Origin of the sequence: Desulfovibrio sp. (assembly GCA_016208105.1) — a bacterium.
Lineage (GTDB): Bacteria > Desulfobacterota > Desulfovibrionia > Desulfovibrionales > Desulfovibrionaceae > Fundidesulfovibrio.
The window spans coordinates 39,004-57,303 of record JACQYS010000029.1 but is presented as its reverse complement, the minus strand read 5'-3'; the positions used below and the strand labels follow the sequence as shown (position 1 = coordinate 57,303).

Here is an 18,300-nt window from a genome sequence, read left to right as displayed (position 1 = left end):
ACTTTCACGAGGACCTGTACGCACAATGGCTTTGGAGCTCAGACAGCAACTCAAGCTCTCGCAGCAACTGGTGATGACTCCCCAGCTGCAGCAGGCCATCAAGCTTTTGCAGCTTTCCCGCCTCGAACTGATGGAGACCGTTCAGCAGGAACTCCTGGAGAATCCATTGCTGGAAGAGGTCATGGTCGATGAGGAACGTCCCGAACCGACCATCACCGAGGACTCCCATGCCCCGGATGCCACCACGGACGAAGGGGCCATGCATCGCGAACTCCAAAAAACGGCCGAGTGGGACGACTACATCGGCGATTTCGCGTCCACGTCGCGCCAGGCAACCGTCCGCGAATACGAAGCCCCGGAAGAGGGCATGTCTTTCGAAGCCAGGCTCGCTTCAAAGACATCGCTCGAGGGGCATCTCGCCTGGCAGATAAACTTCTCTCCCTTCACCGATGTTGAACGCGCCATCGCGGACGTCATTGTAGGCAACCTCGACGCCATGGGCTATCTTCAGTCCACGGTGGAGGAAATCGCCGCTGAAACCGGAACCGAAACTGAGCATGTCGAGAAGGTTCTCTATGCGCTGCAGCGGTTCGACCCTGTGGGCGTGGCCGCCCGTACGCCCCAGGAGTGCCTGCTGGTCCAGCTGGAGGTCTACGGCTACACCGATCCCGTGCTCCTGGAAATCGTGCGCGATCATTTGGAAGATCTCGAAAAGAAGCGTTATAAACCGCTCGCCAAGAAGTTTCGGATCACCTTCGAGGACATCAAGAACTACTTGGACATCATCCAGACGCTTGATCCCCTCCCGGGTTCGCACTTCAGCTCTTCGGAGCCTGTGTATGTCAGCCCGGACGCGTTCGTGTACAAGTACGGAGACGACTTCGTCATAGTGCTCAACGAGGACGGCCTGCCCAAGCTCCAGCTCTCTCCCTATTACATGGAAGATTTCAGCAAAACGGGCGGGGGAAAGGACAAGGAATACCTTCAGGACAAGATGCGCTCGGCCCAGTGGCTTATGAAGAGCCTGTACCAGCGCCAACGCACGTTGTTTAAGGTGCTGGAATCGATTGTTAAATTTCAGAACGCCTTTTTCAGGGAAGGGGTGACGAAACTAAAGCCCCTTATTTTGAAAGACGTGGCCGACGACATCAGCATGCATGAGTCCACGGTGAGCCGCATTACCACGAGCAAATACGTGGCCACGCCCCACGGGATCTTCGAGCTGAAATTCTTCTTCAACTCCTCGCTGGAACTGGACGACGGCACGTCCGTCGGCTCGGAATCGGTGAAAGCTCTCATCAAGCAGCTTATTTCCGGAGAAAACGAGAAGAAGCCCATAAGCGACGAGCAGATAGCGGACATCCTCAAGCAGAAACTTCAGGTGAACATCGCCCGCCGAACCGTGGCCAAATACCGCATGGCCATGGGTATCGACTCCTCGTCCAAACGCAAAGCCGTCTTGTAATCCAGCCGCAGTTCGCCTGTGGCTTAGACCTTGGAGGAAGATATGAACATCGCTTTTCATTTCAAGAATTTCGAACCGTCCCCCGGCCTTCGCGAATACGCCAGCAAGCGTTTCGAGAAGCTGGCCAAATACATGCCCAATTCCGACAATGCCGAGGTGGTGGTCACCCTTCTGGTGGAAAAGACCCGCCAGATCGCGGATGTGATCATCGATGCGGACGCCATGCACATCTCCGCCCACGAGCGGTCCGACGACATGTATTCCACCATCGATATGATCACCGACAAGCTCGAGGCCCAGGTGCGCAAGATGCGCGAGAAAATGAAGGACCGCCGCAAGGCCGCTTCTTCACCCGTCACCATGGGGGTCATCAGCTTTACGGATGAGGGCAAGGTCCACTCCATCGAGGAATCCGACAAATACAATCCCAAACCCATGGGAGTGGAGGAAGCCGCCGAGCAGCTGGTGGCCATGAAGTATGAGTTCCTCGTGTTTCTGAATTCCGAGACGGAGCGCGTAAACGTTATCTATAAGCGCAAAAACGGCGACTACGGTCTCATTGACCCTGGAGTTACACTCTGATGCGGTTAGGGGAGTATCTGCGCAAGGATTTCGTGCTTGATGACCTCAAGGCTACCGACAAGCCGGAGGTCCTGGCCGAATTGGTTTCTCCCGTTGCGAAGTCTTTCCCGGACCTTGATCCGGAAAAGGCCCTGCGGGTCCTTATGGACCGGGAGAACCTGGGGACCACCGGCATTGGCGACGGAGTAGCCATTCCTCACGGCAAGATGGACTCTCTCAAGGAGATAGTCATCGTGGCCGGAAGGAGCAGGACGGGGGTGGAATTCGAATCCCTCGATCACAAGCCTTGCCGCATTTTCTTCCTGGTGCTCGCTCCGGAACACGTGGCGGGCATGCATTTGCGCATTCTGGCCCAGATATCGAGGCTTCTTTCGGATGAGAGCTTTCGTGGCTCATTTTTGGATGCCCAGGACAGCGATAGCCTCTGGCGGGTGCTCACCAGCCACGCCTGATCATTATTCTGTAATGATTATCGCTCGATGATGTGCTAGCGTTCATCCCCGTTCCGATTTAACAACGGAACGGGGATTTTTTTGCCCAAGGAGCCGGCCGCATGCCATACCCTGTCAGACTGCCCGTTGTTGTCATCACGGGTCTTTCCGGATCAGGAAAGTCCACGGCCCTCAATGTTTTCGAGGATCTCGGCTATTTTTGCGTGGATGGCCTTCCTGTCAGCCTCATGGCGAAACTGGTCAATCTCTATGAGTCCCAGGCGGCCACCCGGTACAGGGGGTTGGCCCTGGGCATGGACATGCGCCAGCTGGACTTCGAAGCTGGCTGGGAACCGGCGCTTGAGGAACTTAAAGCCCTGGGCAACCTGCCCCAGATGATCTTCATCGAGGCGTCCACCCAGGAAGTCATGCGCCGCTACGCGACCACCAGGCGGCCGCACCCTCTCGAGTCGGAAGGGTATGGCTTGGGAGAGGCTGTTGAAGAGGAGCGAAAGCGCCTGACCCCGCTTCGTGAAGCCGCCGACCTGGTCATGGACACCACGGACTTCTCGATTCACGATCTGCGCCGCCAGCTTCAGGACAAGTGGCAGTTCCTTGAAGGGCAAGGCCCGGCAATGAAAGTGCACATCATGAGCTTCGGGTTCAAATACGGCATACCAACGGAATCCGACCTTCTTTTTGACCTGCGTTTTCTCCCGAACCCTTATTTTGACCCGAACCTCAAACCGTTGTCCGGGCAGGACAAGCGCATAGTGGACTACGTTTTGGGCTCCAAAGAGGGCAAGTCGTTCATGCCGAAGTTTCAACGCTTTCTTACCGACTTGATTCCCCTGTATGCAAAGGAAGGGCGCTACCGCCTGACCATCTCGCTCGGGTGCACCGGTGGCAGGCACCGCTCCGTGGCCACTGCCGAGGCCGTCTTTGACACGCTGCGAAAGGCGGGATACACAGTCTCCCTGGAACACCGTCATATAGAAAAAGGCTGATATTTCAACGATGAACGACACTATTCCTGTCCCGCCCCCTGTGGGCGTGGTCATTGTGACCCACACGGATTACGGCGATAAACTGCTCAAAGCCGCAGAGATGATCATCGGCCCGCAGGAGAAGACCGGCACTGTCTCTGTGGACGTAGGCGTGGACACCGCCGAGACCGTGAAAGAGCTGAACCGGGTTATCAAGGAAGTCGACCAGGGCGGTGGGGTCATCATCCTCACCGACATGTTCGGCGGCACACCCACCAACCTCTCACTTTCCCTCATCGGCCAGCACCGTATCGAAGTGGTGACCGGCGTGAATCTGCCCATGCTCATAAAAATCCTCTCGACCCGGACCAAGGCGCTGGAGCTGCTTTCCGCGGACGCCAAAACCGCGGGGGTTCAGGGTATTGTTGTGGCTGGGGAGATACTGCGGAAAAAGGTTTCCGGGGAATAGGAGTGTTCTGGGTTCGTATCGACAACCGGCTGGTTCATGGCCAAATCATCGAGGCGTGGCTTCCCTTCACCGACGCCAGGTCCATTGTCGTGGCCAATGATGAATTGGCTGAGGACGAACTGCGCCAGCAGATCATGTCCATAGCCATCCCCCTCGGGGTGGACATCGCCTTCGTGGCTGTGAAGAATATTCAAGACTATTTGTCCGGGAAAACTATCGTGGGAAAGGACGTTCTTGTGTTGTTCGCCTCCTGTCCGGACGCCAGGCGGGCATTCGAGGCGGGGCTAAGCTTTTCGCGTCTGAACCTGGGCAATCTGCATTATGGGCCTGGCAAGAAGCAGATCTGCCAGCACATCGCTCTGAGCAAGGAAGACGAGGCGTGCCTGAGCTTTCTCAAGTCACAACACGTTGATCTGGATTACCGGTGCATCCCGAGCGATTCCGTGGAGATTGTTTGAAAACCGCTTCCTGGTCTCGTGCCTTGGCGGTTTCTTGCGTCCCGGACTTTTCTTTTCCCTTCTTTTCGGGCATCGTCAGGTAACGATTGAGCGCAACCGGACACACTGATGGAATTAAACGCCACTGACATACCTTTCATCCTCGCCTGCGCTTTTTTTTTGCCCTCTTTTCCTGCTTTCGTTTCCTGATCAACCTGCCTTTGCTCGACAGGCCGCTGACCGTGGGCTTCGTGTGGGGGCTCTTCACCGGGGACTGGGCAACGAGCCTGGGCGTGACCCTTTTCTTCGAGCTTCTCTGGCTGGACATATTCCCGGCAGGCACCATCATCCCCCCGCATTCCCTGGCTCCGGCACTGGCCAGCCTTGCTGTCATGTGGCTCTTCGGCATTGCCTCGCCCGCCCTTGCGGCGGTGATAATGCTTGCCGCCCTGCCCCTGGGGAGGCTTTTCACCTTTCTTGAGCGCTACCACCGCCAATACGAGAACCACGCCTTCGACCGCCTCCTCCTCTGGGCCAAGCGTCCGGAGCATACGCCTGGCCCGGGAGTCCTTACCAGGCGCGCCATCATGGTCATGCTGCCGCTGAATTTCGTGGCCTTTACCATGGCCTTGGCCGGGCTTTTGGCAATCATGCACCTTGTTCTGCCCAGGCTCGCGCCCTTGCTTGGTAGCATTCCGCTCAAATGGCCCCATCTTTGGGTTGTGGCCAGCGTTGGAGCCGTGCTCTCCCTCAGGCATCGTCCTGCCTACGCCATCCTTCTGGGTGGGGTGGCCCTGGCTGTGGCCAGCCGCATGTTTTTGTAGTCCGTGCGTTCAATCTTGGACGAGGGTCTTGGCAACAGATGATCTTTGTGATATTTTCCACAAGTTAACTTTGCACACCACCTCAGGAGGGATTCGAACATGGCAGCATATGTCGTTGGACACAAAAACCCGGATACCGACTCCATCGCCTCGGCCATTGCCGTGGCCGACCTGATGACCAAGCGCGGCACCAAGGCCGTGGCCGCCGCTCAGGGCAAAACCACCCCTGAGACCGATTTCGTTCTCGGCAAGTTCGGCGTGAAGGCCCCTGAGATTATCACCGACGCCGAAGGCAAGCAGATCATCCTGGTGGACCACTCCGATCTGGCCCAGAGCCTGGACAACCTCGGCAAGGGCGAGATCCTGGGCGTCATCGACCACCACAAGCTGGGCGACGTGACCACCTCCTCCCCGCTGGAGATGTGGGTTTGGCCCGCCGGCTGCACCTGCACCGTCATCGCCAGCATGTACGATTTCTACGGCATCGAGATCCCTAAGAACATGGCCGGCATCATGCTGTGCGCCATCCTGTCCGATACCGTCATGTTCAAGTCCCCCACCTGCACCCCTGCCGACAAGAAGGCCTGTGAGAAGCTGGCCAAGATCGCTGGCGTGTCCGACATGATGGCCCTGGGCATGGAGATGTTCAAGGTGAAGTCCGCTGTGGACGGCACCCCCATCCGCGACCTGGTCTTCCGTGACTACAAGGACTTCAGCATGTCCGGCACCAACGTTGGCATCGGCCAGCTGGAAGTGGTGGACCTGGCCATCCTGGACAAGTACAAAGCCGACCTGCAGGCGGACATCGCCAAGGTGAAGGCCGAGAAGAAGCTGCACTCCGTGTTCCTGCTTCTCACCGACATCATGAAGGAAGGCACCGAGATGCTGATCGTCTCCGACGACGCCTCCGTGGTCGAGAAGGCCTTCGGCGTGAAGCCCACCGGCACCTCGGTGTGGCTGCCCGGCGTGATGAGCCGCAAGAAAGACGTGGTTCCCAAGTTCGAGAAGGTCTTCGGCGCCTAGTAGCACCAAGACTTAGCGAAATGATGAAGCCCGGAGCGGTAACCGCTCCGGGCTTTTTTGTTTGGATTTAGTTGGTCTGGCGTTCGCTCAGAATCTGGAGCAAGGCCAGGGCTTCGGGTGAAGGCTCCTGTTCGATGCGCCGATAGACCCGGCCGTCGGGCGTTCGGGACAGCATCCCACGGTCGAACATCTCTCGGCGGAGCAGGGCGTGGTCACCGAACAGGTGGCCAGCCAGAAGCAGCTCGTTCACCTGCTTTTCGGTCATGTCCTGGCGGGCCGGGAATCGTGACCACAGTACCCATAGGCAGGGCTCGCGGTGGCTGTACTTTCCAGGCCAGCGTATCAGTTGCCCGCCCGGATTGAAGTAGCGCGCCACGCGCTGCACTTTGGCCGAATCAACGGTGGCAACTTCGCTTTTGTTGCCTGCCGAATCGTCGTTCGGTGTACGCTGATCAGGGGGAGCGAGGCGGGTTTGCCCTTCAGCAATCGCCCGGAAATGCTGGAAGTTCCGGTAGCCGGTGGACCGGGCCAGCATGTTCAAAAGCTCCACATGGCCAGGCGTGGAATCGCACGCACTGAGCTGGTCGCGCAAGGAGCGTGCCATGGCGGAGATGTCCTCAACGTGTAAGGGAAGGGGAGTTCTAGACATCGCTTATCCTCGCAAGCGCGCCTATCCAGGAATGGATTGCCGGTGGTCGCCGTCTTCCGACTCGGCACGGGATAAGGTGTCGATCGAAGAGGAAATGGCAGGTTTAGCTCCCCGTAAGGGGCGGCGACGCCTGGGTGAACTGCCGACCGGGGGTAGCTATACGAAACCGATTGGCATCTTGCAACAGGCAACAATGCACTTCACGAGGATGCCCTAAGATGTCTGAAGTTGCATTTCCCGACGGAAATTCAGCCCATTAACCCGCATAAATGCCTTTTGAGGCCAAACGGCTATCCAGGAGGTGCGTTCAGTGAGACAGGCAAGGCATCGTCAGTGGAATATGGAGTCCGTTATCGGCTCATGGCCAGACAACAAGTAACGAAGGGAGAACCGCATGAAGAAAATGATTGGTCTTGCCATGCTCGCGCTTCTTGTTGCCGTCCCTGCTTCTGCCCAGGTAATTCCCAAAGGGCTCATTGATTCCAAACCGGAACAGGCGCTTCTGATTAACCTTGATCAATACTACTCCAAGCGGCAATTGCCGGAAAAACCAAGCATTGATGTGGATACGATCTTCACATCGCCCAGGTCGCAGGTACAGCTCAGGACGATTCTCAAAGGGTTCACGGCTGGAGCCCATTATCACTCCACAGCTGATGAAATCGTCATTGTCGTTGGGGGCAGCGGGGAGTTGTTCTTGAATGGCCAATGGGTGGCGGTAAAGCAGGGGGATGTTCACGTGAATCCTCGCGGCGTGGTCCACGACACGCGGGCACTCAATGAGAACATGCGTTTTCTCTCCATCTACACGCCGCAACTTCCCCCGGGCGGCGACGCGAACATGGTGAAGTAACGGCGTAGAACAAAGAAGGCCGGCCGCTTGTCGCGGCCGGCCTTCTGCGCTGAAAATGGGAAGATTATTTCAAGATGCCGGAACTCTTGAGAATCTCGACGAGTTTGGCTTCCGAGTCCTTGGACATGTTCACCATGGGAAGACGCAGTTCAGATGTCATGCGTCCCATGAGCCCAAGGGCGGTCTTGGCCGGAACCGGGTTGGTCTCGATGAACATGGCCCGGTTGAGCGGGGCGAGCTTGTAGTGAAGCTTGCGCGCCTTGGCGGTGTCGCCCTTGCGCCAGGCCTTGCAGAGCTTGCGCATCATAGCCGGGGCCACGTTGGAGACCACCGAGATCACGCCGTGCCCGCCGATGGCCAGGGTGGGCAGCACCGTGAAGTCGTCTCCCGAAAGAATGATGAAGTCCTTGCCGCAGAACTCGATGACATCGGAAATCTGGCACAGGTTGCCGGTGGCTTCCTTGACGCCGACCACTTCGGGAATCTGCTTCTTCATGGCGGCCAGGGTCTGGGGAAGCAGGTTCACCGAGGTCCGCCCTGGAACGTTGTAGACGATAAAGGGCATGGACACTTCCTTGGCGATGGCCGCGAAGTGCGCGATAAGCCCGGCCTGGGTGGGCTTGTTGTAGTAGGGGGTGATGTGCAGGGCGCCGTCGGCTCCAGCCTGTTTGGCCACCCTGGTGAGTTCAATGGCCTCGGTGGTGTTGTTGGAACCAGCCCCGGCCAGAACAGGCACCCGGCCTTTCACCTGGTCGACGCAAATCTTGATGACCTGGGCATGCTCAGCATGGGACAGGGTGGCGGACTCCCCGGTGGTGCCGCAAGGCACCATGCCGTCTATTCCCTGCTCGATCTGCCACTCTATGTGCGCGCGGTAGGCTTCTTCGTCCACCCGCCCGTTCTTGAACGGAGTGACGAGCGCGGTGAAAGCTCCGGTAAACTGCATGCTCCCCTCCAAATAAGCTTTCTTGAGCAATTAGAGGCCCGTTACAGGCCTATTTCGCTTGCTTGTCGCCAGGGTCCGGGACGTTCTGGAGCAGTTGCTCAATGCCCGGATCAGGAGTGTACGTGTCGTCCAGCACCATAGCCTGGGTGGTGAAATTCGTGCCAGGCTCCCACTTGAATCCCTTTTCTCCCGGCCAGGCAAGCACGTCAACGGTGTAGATGGCCTTGCCCTTCGAGTAGGTATGCACCCATAAGACCTTGCCGCCTTCAGCCGGTTTGCCGGAAAAACCAACGCCTCCGCCGCTGCCGAGCAGGATGTCGAGATCCGGCTTGGATTTCTCCAAAAAGTCGGATTCCGTCTGGACGCCCCAGGGGCTCACGCCCACCACCAGCTTCACTTGGGGCCTGAGCTCCTTGATGGCGCGGCCGATGGCCTGGATGGCCTGCTGGTCCGGGTCGTCGCCCACCTTCTTGGTCTCAGGGAAAAACACGACGCCGACCTTTCCCTTGGGGCTGTCCAGGATGACGGTCCTGGGTTCCTTCTGGTCCAGGACCTGCCAACCTTTCGGAGCAGCGGTTTTCAGGCTCGCGAGTTTCGCGGCCTCGGCCGGGGAGACCGCGCCGGCGTCATATCCGAGGCTTTCATACGCCTTGACCAGGGGCACGAAAGCATCGGGCAGGGCGTGGTCCTTGCCGTCGTCGGAAATAAACTCGTAGGGCCCCGCAATAAAGAGCGTCTGCCCTTTGGCGCTCTCCTGGGAACGCAACTTGGTGAATGCGCTGGCCCGCCGGGCCAGCCCGCCTAGGGTGCGGTTACCTCAGGTGGGGCAAGGTTTGAGATAGCCCCAGGAATTACCCGAGAATACTATGGAAACAACCGGTTCTGCCTGGGCGGAGGCCGTAAATCCAATACAAGCAAACAACGCTACGAGAAGCGCCGAAAGAAAACGCATGAAAAGTCCTACTTGTTGAGAAATTCCTTGAGTTCCTTGCCTGGCCTGAAAAATGGCAGGCGTTTGGGAGCCACATCCACCACTTCGCCGGATTTCGGATTGCGGCCGGTGTAGCCTTTGTATCCCTTGACCTTGAAGCTGCCGAATCCACGAATCTCCACGCGGTCCCCGTCGACAAGGGCGCTTTTAATGGAGTCGATGAACGAGTTGACCACTGCCGAGGCTTCATCGATGTGGATGTCGCGGCTTTCGGCCAGGGCGTTGATGAGTTCGCTCTTGTTCATGACAGCCTCCGTTTCCGGCCATCCTGATTGTTCCGGATGGCGCGATGGTTTCAAATACAGCAGTCGGTTTTTGTATGTATTGCGGATACTAAAGGTGCCGTCAAGTTAAGCATGCGTTATTTTTTTTAAAATAGACTTCATCTTGAGATGCGACTTTGATTCGGCCCGGTGCCGCCCGATTTTGATGGCCAAACTCAAGATGTCCTGGGAAGCCCGGCACTGCGGGGCGTATTTGATGAGCGGCACCTGCCGGCGCACCGCATCGGGAACATTGGGGTCCGTGTGAACCGCGCCCATGTAGGCGATGTCCAGATCGAGGAAACGCTTGCAGGCCCCGTGCAGACGGTCAAAGGTTGTCTGGGCTTCCTTGGCGTTGGTTGCCTGGTTGACCACCACCTGGAAGTCTTTGATATTGTACTGGTTTTTCAGGACCTTGATGACCGCGTAGCCATCCGTGAGGGACGTGGGCTCAGGGGTGACCACCAGAATGCGCATGCGGGTCATGGAGGCCAGGGAGAGCACGGTCTTGCCTATGCCAGCCCCGAGATCGAAGAGTATGTAGTCGTATTCGCCAAGCACCGTATTGAGCTTGGTGAAAACAGAATCGCGCATGTCCTCGTCGAGCTCAAGAAGTTCCGGCACGCCGCTGGCCGCGGGAAGGAAGTCGAAACCGCCGGGTTCCACCGGGGCCACGACATCCGCGGGCAGTACTCCGGGCTTCAAAAGATCCTGGAGGTTCTTTTCCGGGGAAACGCCCAGGAGAACATCGACGTTGGCAAGGCCCACGTCAAAGTCCATGACCAGCATTTTGTGGTTGGCCTTGTACAGGGCGTAGGCCAGGTTCAGGGCCAGATTCGTCTTGCCGACGCCGCCTTTGCCGGAAAGGATGGAGATGGAGAGGGTGGAGAGGGGATTGACTGTTTCTTGGCTCATGTGTCCGGCCCCGTGAACAGGAACTGTTTCTCCTGGGCATGGACCAGGGTTGCCTGGGGAGTTTCCATAAGATCGGGGATGGGGGCTTTGACGATGCGGTTCTTGCCCTGGGCCTTGGCCTCATAGAGGGCCTTGTCGGCCAGATCGACAAAGCGATCCACTGAAAGGGGCATCTTCCCCTTGGTGCAGACAAGTCCGACGGAACAGGTAACCCCCACCGGTTCGTCCACGCCTTCGCAGGTCACCTTGTGCTCGCGGGATTCGTTCAGCAATCGCTCCAGGGACGACTCGGCCTGCATGAGGCCCGAACCGGGCAGGATGAGCGCGAATTCCTCGCCGCCTATGCGCGCCGCCATGTCGTAACCGCGCTTGTGGCCCAAAAGCGCCGCCGCAATGCCCATGAGAACGCGGTCGCCGCAGAGATGTCCGTAGGTGTCGTTGACCGCCTTGAAGTCGTCCAGATCAAGGATTGCCAGGGAGAGGCTGCTGCCGCTTCGATAGGCGCGTTCAAGCTCCAGCTTCAGATTCTTTTCAAAAGCGCGCCGGTTGGCAAGCCCGGTGAGGGGGTCGTGCCGGGTCTGGTGCGCCAGTTCTTCCAGGGTCCGCTGGATGCTGGCCAGATGCGGCGTGGCATCGCCGGATGCGGGCAGGGCCAGCCAGTTGATGAAGTGGCCATCATGCACGAGCTCCTTCCAATCCGCCATGGTCAGCCCCGAGCACAGCCGGGCTATGATAAGCCCGTCCGGGCAGCCGCTAAGGGTGGACCGGCCTTTTTTGGCCAGGGCTTCCCGCAACCTGGCGATTTCTTCCAGGATGGCCTGCCTGTCTTCAGCGAAAGCGGCGCGGTGGCTGCTATTTTCCCGCATGGAAGTGGAGGAGATAGTCGCGGATGAAGGTGTCGATGTCGCCGTCGAGCACGGCTTCCACATTGCCCGCTTCGCTGCCGGTACGGTGGTCCTTGACCAGACGGTACGGCTGCATGGTGTAGGTGCGGATCTGGCTGCCAAAGCCGATGGCTTCCTTGGAGTCGTACTCGGCCTGGCGCAGGGCCTGCTGTTTTTTTATCTCAAGATCGTAGAGCCTGGCCTTGAGCACCTTCATGGCGGATTCGCGGTTGCGGTGCTGGCTCTTTTCGTTCTGGCACTGGACCACGATGCCCGAGGGCATGTGGGTGATGCGGATGGCGGAGCTGGTCTTGTTGACGTGCTGGCCGCCCGGGCCGCTGGCCCTGAAGACGTCGACGCGGATGTCCTCTTCCTTGACCTCGATCTGGATGTCGGCCCCGGCGTCGGGATAGACGTCCACGGAAGCGAACGACGTGTGCCGCCTGCCCGAGGAGTCGAAGGGGGAAATGCGTATAAGCCGGTGGATGCCCTTTTCGGCCTTCAAAAAACCGTAGGCGTATGCGCCGTTCACCTGAAGCGTCACGGATTTCACCCCGGCCTCGTCGCCGGGAAGAAAGTCCAGAACATCCACGCCGAACTCGTGGCGCTCGCACCAGCGGCGGTAGAGGCGAAGGAGCATCTCGGCCCAATCCTGGGCCTCGGTGCCGCCCGCTCCCGGATGGATTTCCAGGATGGCGCCCGAGGCGTCCTCCGCTCCGGAGAGCAGGGTGGCCAGTTCCGCATCCTGCACCAGCTTGCCCAGATGTCCGAGCTGATCCGCCAAGGCCTGCAGCATCTCCTGGCCAGGGTCCTCCTGGGCCATGAGCAGCCACTCTTCCATGTCCTCGCGGGACTTCAGAAGGGCCTCGAAGCTTGCGACCTTGCCGGTCAGGTCGGCTTTTTCACGCAAAAAAGGAGTAAGGAGTTCGGGATTCTGCCAGGCATCCGGTTTGGAAAGCTCGGCTTCTATGGCTTCCAGACGGAGCTTTTTGCCGTCCAAGTCAAAGTCGCCCCCAAAGGGAGTCGAATTGATCCTGGATGTCCTTGGCCTGGGATTTGAGATCGGGATATTGTAGGAGTGCCATATTTATTCGCCGCGTGTGCGTTTCTTGAGATGAGTCGCCCTTGCGAAAAGGGCCAAGGCCAGAAGAGCGGCCAAACCCTCAATCCAGCCGTAAAGCCGGTGGTAGGGCGTCTTTTCCGTGATGAGTCCGACTCCGGATACTGCCACGGCAGCCTCCTGAAACAGGGGAGTCTCGCTTGTTATGCGGCCCTTCGGGTCGATGAGCGCCGTTATGCCGGTGTTGGTGGCGCGCAGGAGAAACCTGTTCTGTTCCACAGCCCGGAGGACGGCCAGCTCAAGGTGTTGCCTGGGAGCCGCTGAGCGGCCGAACCAGGCGTCGTTGGAGATGTTCACCAGCACGTTGGCGCCGGACCGAACACGCTCCTGAGCCAGTTCCGCAAAGATGGATTCATAGCAGATGAGCATACCCATGGCAAGGCGGCCAGCAATTAGCGGGCTTGTTCGTTTGCCTGGAGTGAACGCGCCAACCCCCATGAGCAAACCCGACAGTATGGGGATGTCCTCGCCGAAGGGAGCGTATTCACCGAAGGGAACCAGATGCTCCTTGTCGTAATAGTCCACCAGTTTGTCCGCGCTTATGAGGTACGCCCTGTTGAAGACCAGCACGTTTTTGCCGCTGCGCTCGTATCCCGGAGCTCCGGCCACCAGGGGGACGCCCGTTTTTCGGGCGAAGATTTTGACCAGGCTTGATTCCACGCTTGGTTCCTGGACAAAGAAGGTCAAGGATGTCTCGGGCCAGATGATGATGTCGGGTTTGGAGGAGAGAACGGTTTCCGTAAGGGCGGCGTACTTTCCCACTGCTTGGGCCAGGGTTTGCGCGTCCCACTTGACCGCCTGCTCGATGTTGCCCTGGATCATGGCCGCGGTTATTTCCCCGTCGGTTTTGACCGGCTGGGCCAAGGACCAGAACCCATATGCGGTCAGGACTGCCAGGGTGGTGAGGCAGAGGAGCCGGCTGGCCAGGCCGGGCCCGGAAATCCACACCCCGCAGGCGGCGAGAATACCGGACAGGCCATAGGCACCGAGCAGGCAGGCCGCCTGAATGGCGAAAGGCCACGGAGCAAGGGTGGCGGCCAACGGAAGCCAGGGAAAACCCGAGAACAGCCAGCCGCGCAGGGCTTCTATGGCTATCCAGCTCAATCCCGCGAAGGCTCCCCACAAAGCTGGGCGCAGAGCGGAGCGCGTGGAGTAGAGCAGCCAGCAGAACAGGGCGGGGTAGAGCCCGAGCACAGCCGCCATGAGAAGCGGACAGGGTACGGCCAGAATCCAGGGAAGATAGCCATAGTCATGGACGGGAAGTGCAATCCAGTACAGGCTGGCCGAAGCTGCAAGCGCGCCCTGGAGCCAGCCCAGTTTCAGGGCGTGCTTGCCGCTACCCGCAAGCCTGGCCAAGACGGCCAGGGACCACGGCATCGCCAAAACCAGAACGGGCAGCCGGACAAACGGATTTTCGAAAGCCAGAAAACCAGCCAGAGCTCCCAGGAGAACGATGCCCCCGGCCTGATTAGGCCGGAGGAGCCGGATCATTGTCCCTTCCAGGCTCTGAAATCGGTTCGGCCAGAACCCAGCGCACCTGGCGCCTGTCGGCTTCGATGACAGTGAAACGGTACCCGGCGTCCTCGAAGGAATCTCCCTGGCGCGGCACGCGTCCGGCCAGTTCCGAGAGGTAGCCGCCGAGGGTTTCGACCTGCTCGGAGGAAAGATCTATTTCAAAGCGTCCGGCCAGTTCTTCCAGGGGAAAGCGTCCGTGGAGCTTGAGTTTGCCGTCACCGAGCTCCTGGTATTCCGCCGGCCGGGTCGGATCGTGCTCGTCCTCGATTTCGCCCACGAACTCCTCGAGCACGTCCTCGAAGGTCACCAGGCCGGACGTGCCGCCATACTCGTCCATGCAGATGGCGATATGGATGCGGCCTTTCTGGAATTCGGCCAGCATGTCCTTCAAGTTCTTGGTTTCCGGAATGTAGAGGGGCTTTCGCATCACCGAGGACACGGGCGGTGTCTTTGCCTGGGGGTTCACCAGGTATTTCAGCAGGTCCTTTGCGTGAACCACGCCGATGATGTGGTCGCGGTTTTCCCGGTAGATGGGGATGCGGGAATGCCCTTTTTCTATGATGAGCCGGGTGACCTCGGGGAAGCCGTCTTCCTCGTCCGCACAGACTATGTCCGTGCGGGGCACCATGATGTCCGCCACCTGCTTCTTTCCGAGTTTCAAGAACTTGAGCAGTACGGATGCGTCGTCATCTCCGACTTCTCCATCTTCCTTGGCCGCCTGGATCAGTTCCTCCAGGGGCAGGTCGTTTCGACCGCGAAAGAATTTGTTGACCAGGTTCCAAAATCGTCCTTCCGATCCTTCTTCCAACGTCGTCCTCCAGAATAGGCGTGTACCGCCAGCAAGCGGCTCGCGCTATACGATACCCTTGTTACGGTACAGTTCCAGATGCAGTTCGTAGGCCCAATCGTCGAGTTCGCTGATGCCGAAATCCCGGTTCACGGTGCGCCATTGCAGCCCGGTAAGGGGGGGCTCGTACGGCACGCCGACTCCGGCGAAATTCATCCCTAAGGACAGGTCGATCCTGGAATCACAGTCATCGTAGCATTTGAGCACCCGGGTGAGAACATAGTGGGTGGTGAAATCCGTAAGATCAGGCGAAGCCAAGGTGAGCCGGCAGAAGTATTGCTGGTTCAGCGTGATTTTGTGCGCTTTTGTCCGCAGCGCCTCGGGGAGGATCTCCAGGCGCAGGCCTCCTCCGGATATGTTCTCCAACCGAATGTCGCGGGACACTCCGGAATCCAGGCAATAGAGAGGGGCGCCCCAGGTGTCGGGTTCCTTGGGATCGGCGTTGCGGCGAACGGTTTCTTCGGGCCACAGGCAAAAGCTCTTGATGTATTTCTCCGGCGGTTCCACCCGTAAATGGAGCCGGTTCTGGTTGAGCTCCAGCCGCAAGGGCCGGGAGACGTTCAAATGGATGATGTCCTCTTCGACATGCTGGTAGGACAAAATGTCCGAGACGAAGCCGAAATTCGTCTGAATCTTGGGCTGTTCCGGCAAGCGGAGCCTGAAATGGAGTTGCAGGGTGCGGCCAACCCAGGCCGGGTTTATGGCCTTGATGGAGGACATCTCCAGGACCACCTGGTTCTTGTTCACTTCAATGAAGGTGCCGTCGGTGGAGCGCGCCGCGCCCAGATCGCGGTGGAAGCTCACGCGTATCTTGCTGCGTTGGACCACCGCGGCGTCGAGAAGTTCCATGATGCGGCGGTAATCGGTAATCCACGTCATGGGGTGGTCGCGCATCAACTCGACAGGCTTTTTTTGAAAAACAAAGGCGAAGGTGGTGAGCAGAGCAAAGCAGCCGAAGAAGGCCACGACCAGAATCACCGACTCAAGCGTGACCCGGCCGGCCAGAATGTCCTCGAACATCCTCGTGAAGAAGTCGTTGAACGAGGCGAGGAAGTTCGGAGTCATTTGCAGGTCGACCATGTATGCACCTGGGTTATAATCGCCCGGTCTTCTTCAGGTGGATCTCAAGGCAGGCCAATGAGGCCGGGGTGATGCCCGAGATCCGCGAAGCCTGCCCGAGAGTGAGCGGGCGTACCGTTCCGAGCTTCTCCACAACCTCACGGGAAAGCCCGGCTACCTCCTGATACTTCATATCAGCCGGAAGTTCCAGGGATTCCAACCGAACAAGTTTTCCGGCCAGCTCCCCCTGGCGCTTGAGGTAGCCCTCGTACTTCACCATGGTTTCGGCCTCCTGGAGGGCCTCATCCGAAAATGCCGTTACTTGGGGCCAAAGCGGCTCCAGGTCTTTGATGGACAGTTGAGGCTGGCGTAGCATTTCGGCCAGGGAGACGGACTTGCCCGGTATGGCGGCTCCCATGCCGGCCAATATATCCCGGGTGGGCGCGTCGGGACGCAGGCGGATGGTTTCCAGCTCTTCCACCACGGCGGTTATTGCCCGCTCTCTGGCACTGAAGATCTCCCAGTGATCGTCATCCACAAGGCCAAGCTCCCGCCCGGCGGGGGTGAGCCGGGAATCTGCGTTGCCTTCGCGCAGCAGGAGCCTGTGCTCGGCGCGCGAGGTGAACATGCGGTAGGGTTCCAAAGTGCCTTTGGTGACCAAGTCGTCCACGAGCACGGCCATGTAGGCCTGGTCCCGGCGAAGGACGAAGGCCGGACGGCCGCTGAGTGAACAGTACACGTTGAGCGCGGCCCAAAGCCCCTGGGCGGCTGCTTCCTCATACCCGGATGTTCCGTTGATCTGGCCTGCGAAATACAGGCCAGCCAAGGACTTTGTTTCAAGTGTTGCTTTAAGTTGTGTGGGGTCCGAGTAGTCGTATTCGATGGCGTAACCGGGCCGTACTATCTGGGCGTTTTCCAACCCGGGGATGGTGGCCAGCATGGCCTTCTGGATTTCGTACGGCAGGCTGGTGGGTATGCCGTTGGGGTAGACCTCGGGGCTATCCAGCCCTTCGGGCTCGATGAAGATCTGATGACGATCCTTTTCCGGGAACCTGGCCACCTTGTCTTCAATGGAGGGGCAGTAGCGCGCCCCGGTGCCTTTGATGACGCCGGTGAACAGGGGGGACCTGTCGAAGCCCGCGCGGATGGCCTCGTGGGTGGCCTGGTTGGTGTAGGTGAGCCAGCAGGGCAGCTGAGGCAGGGGGACGCCCGGAGAGCGGAAGCTGAACGGCGTGGGCGGCTCGTCCCCGGGCTGGATGGCCATTTTGGAAAAATCGATGGAATCCTTGAGGAGCCGTGGGGTAGTGCCGGTCTTGAGCCTCCCGAGCGTAATGCCATGCCCGCGCAAGCTTTCGGACAACCCTACGGAAGCGGGATCCCCCAGGCGGCCTCCTGGGAAATTGGTCAACCCGACGTGGATGAGCCCCTGAAGAAAGGTCCCGGTGGTCAAGAGGACCGCGCCGGCCTGGTGGTTTTCGCCCAGGGCCGTGACCACCCCGCAGGCCCGGCCGTTTTCGGACAAAATGCTGACCGCCGTATCCTGGCGGACCCACAGGTTGGCCTGGGAGAATATGTCGCGCTTGACCACCCGCATGTAGGCGTCCCGGTCGATCTGGGCACGCGTGGCCCGCACGGCGGGCCCTTTTCGGGTGTTGAGCTGGCGGAACTGGATACCCCCAGCGTCCGCCCATAGGCCCATCATGCCCCCCAACGCGTCGATCTCCTTGACCATGTGCCCTTTCGCCAGACCGCCGATGGCAGGGTTGCAGGAAAGGTGGCCGATGCGGTCTACGTTTATGGTGATGAGGAGCGTGGTGAGGCCCAGCTTGCTCGCGGCCATGGCAGCCTCGCACCCAGCATGCCCGGCCCCCACGACTATGAGGTCGAAACGGGCTGGCAAGGGGAGCTTGGCCGGGCTTGGCCCTTGAACCGGGAGAGGGTGCGGCTGGTCAGTCATTTTGGAAGGTTGCGGCCTGTGGCAAGGGGGAGAAGCCGCGCCCGCGAGCCAGGGGCTGCTGGCTCTGCGAACCCTGAAGCGGCG

20 protein-coding genes are annotated in these 18,300 nt (G+C 59.2%); 9 read left to right on the top strand and 11 right to left on the bottom strand.

Going from position 1 to position 18,300, the window contains the following annotated elements:
- Positions 1–25: 25 nt before the first annotated feature.
- The 8 genes from rpoN to HY795_17615 all read left to right on the top strand — a co-directional run bounded on the left by rpoN (position 26) and on the right by HY795_17615 (position 6,217).
- On the top strand, positions 26–1,465 hold the full coding sequence (rpoN, locus tag HY795_17650) for an RNA polymerase factor sigma-54 (protein ID MBI4807044.1): 1,440 nt from the start codon (positions 26–28) through the stop codon (positions 1,463–1,465).
- Between the two features lie 42 nt (positions 1,466–1,507).
- Positions 1,508–2,047, top strand: a complete 540-nt coding sequence (gene raiA, locus HY795_17645; GenBank protein ID MBI4807043.1) for a ribosome-associated translation inhibitor RaiA — start codon at positions 1,508–1,510, stop codon at positions 2,045–2,047.
- A complete protein-coding gene (locus tag HY795_17640) occupies positions 2,047–2,499 on the top strand; it encodes a PTS sugar transporter subunit IIA (protein ID MBI4807042.1) in 453 nt (150 codons plus the stop codon). The genes raiA and HY795_17640 overlap by 1 nt, the downstream gene beginning before the upstream one ends.
- A 101-nt stretch (positions 2,500–2,600) precedes the next feature.
- The gene (rapZ, locus tag HY795_17635; GenBank protein ID MBI4807041.1) at positions 2,601–3,485 is read left to right on the top strand and encodes an RNase adapter RapZ; all 885 of its coding nucleotides are present in this window, start codon (positions 2,601–2,603) and stop codon (positions 3,483–3,485) included.
- Between the two features lie 10 nt (positions 3,486–3,495).
- On the top strand, positions 3,496–3,933 hold the full coding sequence (locus HY795_17630; protein MBI4807040.1) for a PTS sugar transporter subunit IIA: 438 nt from the start codon (positions 3,496–3,498) through the stop codon (positions 3,931–3,933).
- 2 nt (positions 3,934–3,935) lie between these two features.
- Complete coding sequence (locus HY795_17625) at positions 3,936–4,391, top strand: PTS sugar transporter subunit IIB (protein MBI4807039.1); 456 nt, start codon at positions 3,936–3,938, stop codon at positions 4,389–4,391.
- A gap of 146 nt (positions 4,392–4,537) precedes the next feature.
- A complete protein-coding gene (locus tag HY795_17620) occupies positions 4,538–5,194 on the top strand; it encodes a PTS sugar transporter subunit IIC (protein ID MBI4807038.1) in 657 nt (218 codons plus the stop codon).
- A gap of 99 nt (positions 5,195–5,293) precedes the next feature.
- Positions 5,294–6,217 (top strand): manganese-dependent inorganic pyrophosphatase, encoded by a 924-nt coding sequence (locus HY795_17615; GenBank protein ID MBI4807037.1) that lies wholly within the window; start codon positions 5,294–5,296, stop codon positions 6,215–6,217.
- A gap of 67 nt (positions 6,218–6,284) precedes the next feature.
- On the opposite strand, the gene HY795_17610 is transcribed toward HY795_17615, so the two are convergent.
- Positions 6,285–6,866: a DUF2087 domain-containing protein gene (locus tag HY795_17610; protein MBI4807036.1), complete on the bottom strand. Its 582-nt coding sequence runs from the start codon at positions 6,864–6,866 to the stop codon at positions 6,285–6,287.
- A 394-nt stretch (positions 6,867–7,260) separates the two neighbouring features.
- On the opposite strand from HY795_17610, the gene HY795_17605 reads away from it, so the two are divergent.
- The gene (locus HY795_17605) at positions 7,261–7,719 is read left to right on the top strand and encodes a cupin domain-containing protein (protein MBI4807035.1); all 459 of its coding nucleotides are present in this window, start codon (positions 7,261–7,263) and stop codon (positions 7,717–7,719) included.
- A 64-nt stretch (positions 7,720–7,783) separates the two neighbouring features.
- Here the strand turns inward: HY795_17605 and HY795_17600 are convergent, their stop codons facing one another.
- The 10 genes from HY795_17600 to mnmG all read right to left on the bottom strand — a co-directional run bounded on the left by HY795_17600 (position 7,784) and on the right by mnmG (position 18,216).
- Complete coding sequence (locus HY795_17600; protein ID MBI4807034.1) at positions 7,784–8,665, bottom strand: 4-hydroxy-tetrahydrodipicolinate synthase; 882 nt, start codon at positions 8,663–8,665, stop codon at positions 7,784–7,786.
- Positions 8,666–8,714: 49 nt separating this feature from the next.
- On the bottom strand, positions 8,715–9,431 hold the full coding sequence (locus HY795_17595) for a hypothetical protein (protein ID MBI4807033.1): 717 nt from the start codon (positions 9,429–9,431) through the stop codon (positions 8,715–8,717).
- Positions 9,432–9,625: 194 nt separating this feature from the next.
- Entirely contained in the window at positions 9,626–9,901 is a 276-nt protein-coding gene (locus HY795_17590) for an integration host factor subunit beta (protein MBI4807032.1), read from the bottom strand.
- A gap of 105 nt (positions 9,902–10,006) precedes the next feature.
- A complete protein-coding gene (locus HY795_17585; GenBank protein ID MBI4807031.1) occupies positions 10,007–10,834 on the bottom strand; it encodes a MinD/ParA family protein in 828 nt (275 codons plus the stop codon).
- Positions 10,831–11,700, bottom strand: coding sequence for a GGDEF domain-containing protein (locus tag HY795_17580; GenBank protein ID MBI4807030.1), 870 nt, complete (start codon positions 11,698–11,700; stop codon positions 10,831–10,833). Before HY795_17580 ends, HY795_17585 begins: the two co-directional genes overlap by 4 nt.
- Positions 11,687–12,803, bottom strand: a protein-coding gene (gene prfB, locus HY795_17575) for a peptide chain release factor 2 (GenBank protein MBI4807029.1) whose coding sequence is annotated in 2 segments (ribosomal slippage) — positions 11,687–12,721 and positions 12,723–12,803 — 1,116 coding nt in all. Because the reading frame shifts where the segments join, the coding sequence is not laid out codon by codon here. The genes HY795_17580 and prfB overlap by 14 nt, the downstream gene beginning before the upstream one ends.
- A gap of 2 nt (positions 12,804–12,805) precedes the next feature.
- A complete protein-coding gene (gene lnt, locus HY795_17570) occupies positions 12,806–14,329 on the bottom strand; it encodes an apolipoprotein N-acyltransferase (protein ID MBI4807028.1) in 1,524 nt (507 codons plus the stop codon).
- Entirely contained in the window at positions 14,307–15,161 is an 855-nt protein-coding gene (locus tag HY795_17565) for an HlyC/CorC family transporter (protein ID MBI4807027.1), read from the bottom strand. The genes lnt and HY795_17565 overlap by 23 nt, the downstream gene beginning before the upstream one ends.
- A 45-nt stretch (positions 15,162–15,206) precedes the next feature.
- On the bottom strand, positions 15,207–16,280 hold the full coding sequence (locus tag HY795_17560; protein ID MBI4807026.1) for a hypothetical protein: 1,074 nt from the start codon (positions 16,278–16,280) through the stop codon (positions 15,207–15,209).
- A 13-nt stretch (positions 16,281–16,293) separates the two neighbouring features.
- Positions 16,294–18,216 carry a tRNA uridine-5-carboxymethylaminomethyl(34) synthesis enzyme MnmG gene (gene mnmG / locus HY795_17555; GenBank protein MBI4807025.1) on the bottom strand — a complete coding sequence of 641 codons (1,923 nt, stop codon included), beginning with the start codon at positions 18,214–18,216 and terminating at the stop codon, positions 16,294–16,296.
- Positions 18,217–18,300 lie beyond the last annotated feature (84 nt).

Coding starts and splice junctions, on each gene's coding strand:
- rpoN (MBI4807044.1), top strand. CDS start 26: ATGGCTTTGGAGCTCAGACAGCAACTCAAGCTCTCGCAGCAACTGGTG.
- raiA (MBI4807043.1), top strand. CDS start 1,508: ATGAACATCGCTTTTCATTTCAAGAATTTCGAACCGTCCCCCGGCCTT.
- HY795_17640 (MBI4807042.1), top strand. CDS start 2,047: ATGCGGTTAGGGGAGTATCTGCGCAAGGATTTCGTGCTTGATGACCTC.
- rapZ (MBI4807041.1), top strand. CDS start 2,601: ATGCCATACCCTGTCAGACTGCCCGTTGTTGTCATCACGGGTCTTTCC.
- HY795_17630 (MBI4807040.1), top strand. CDS start 3,496: ATGAACGACACTATTCCTGTCCCGCCCCCTGTGGGCGTGGTCATTGTG.
- HY795_17615 (MBI4807037.1), top strand. CDS start 5,294: ATGGCAGCATATGTCGTTGGACACAAAAACCCGGATACCGACTCCATC.
- HY795_17610 (MBI4807036.1), bottom strand. CDS start 6,866: ATGTCTAGAACTCCCCTTCCCTTACACGTTGAGGACATCTCCGCCATG.
- HY795_17605 (MBI4807035.1), top strand. CDS start 7,261: ATGAAGAAAATGATTGGTCTTGCCATGCTCGCGCTTCTTGTTGCCGTC.
- HY795_17600 (MBI4807034.1), bottom strand. CDS start 8,665: ATGCAGTTTACCGGAGCTTTCACCGCGCTCGTCACTCCGTTCAAGAAC.
- HY795_17590 (MBI4807032.1), bottom strand. CDS start 9,901: ATGAACAAGAGCGAACTCATCAACGCCCTGGCCGAAAGCCGCGACATC.
- HY795_17585 (MBI4807031.1), bottom strand. CDS start 10,834: ATGAGCCAAGAAACAGTCAATCCCCTCTCCACCCTCTCCATCTCCATC.
- HY795_17580 (MBI4807030.1), bottom strand. CDS start 11,700: ATGCGGGAAAATAGCAGCCACCGCGCCGCTTTCGCTGAAGACAGGCAG.
- lnt (MBI4807028.1), bottom strand. CDS start 14,329: ATGATCCGGCTCCTCCGGCCTAATCAGGCCGGGGGCATCGTTCTCCTG.
- HY795_17560 (MBI4807026.1), bottom strand. CDS start 16,280: ATGGTCGACCTGCAAATGACTCCGAACTTCCTCGCCTCGTTCAACGAC.
- mnmG (MBI4807025.1), bottom strand. CDS start 18,216: ATGACTGACCAGCCGCACCCTCTCCCGGTTCAAGGGCCAAGCCCGGCC.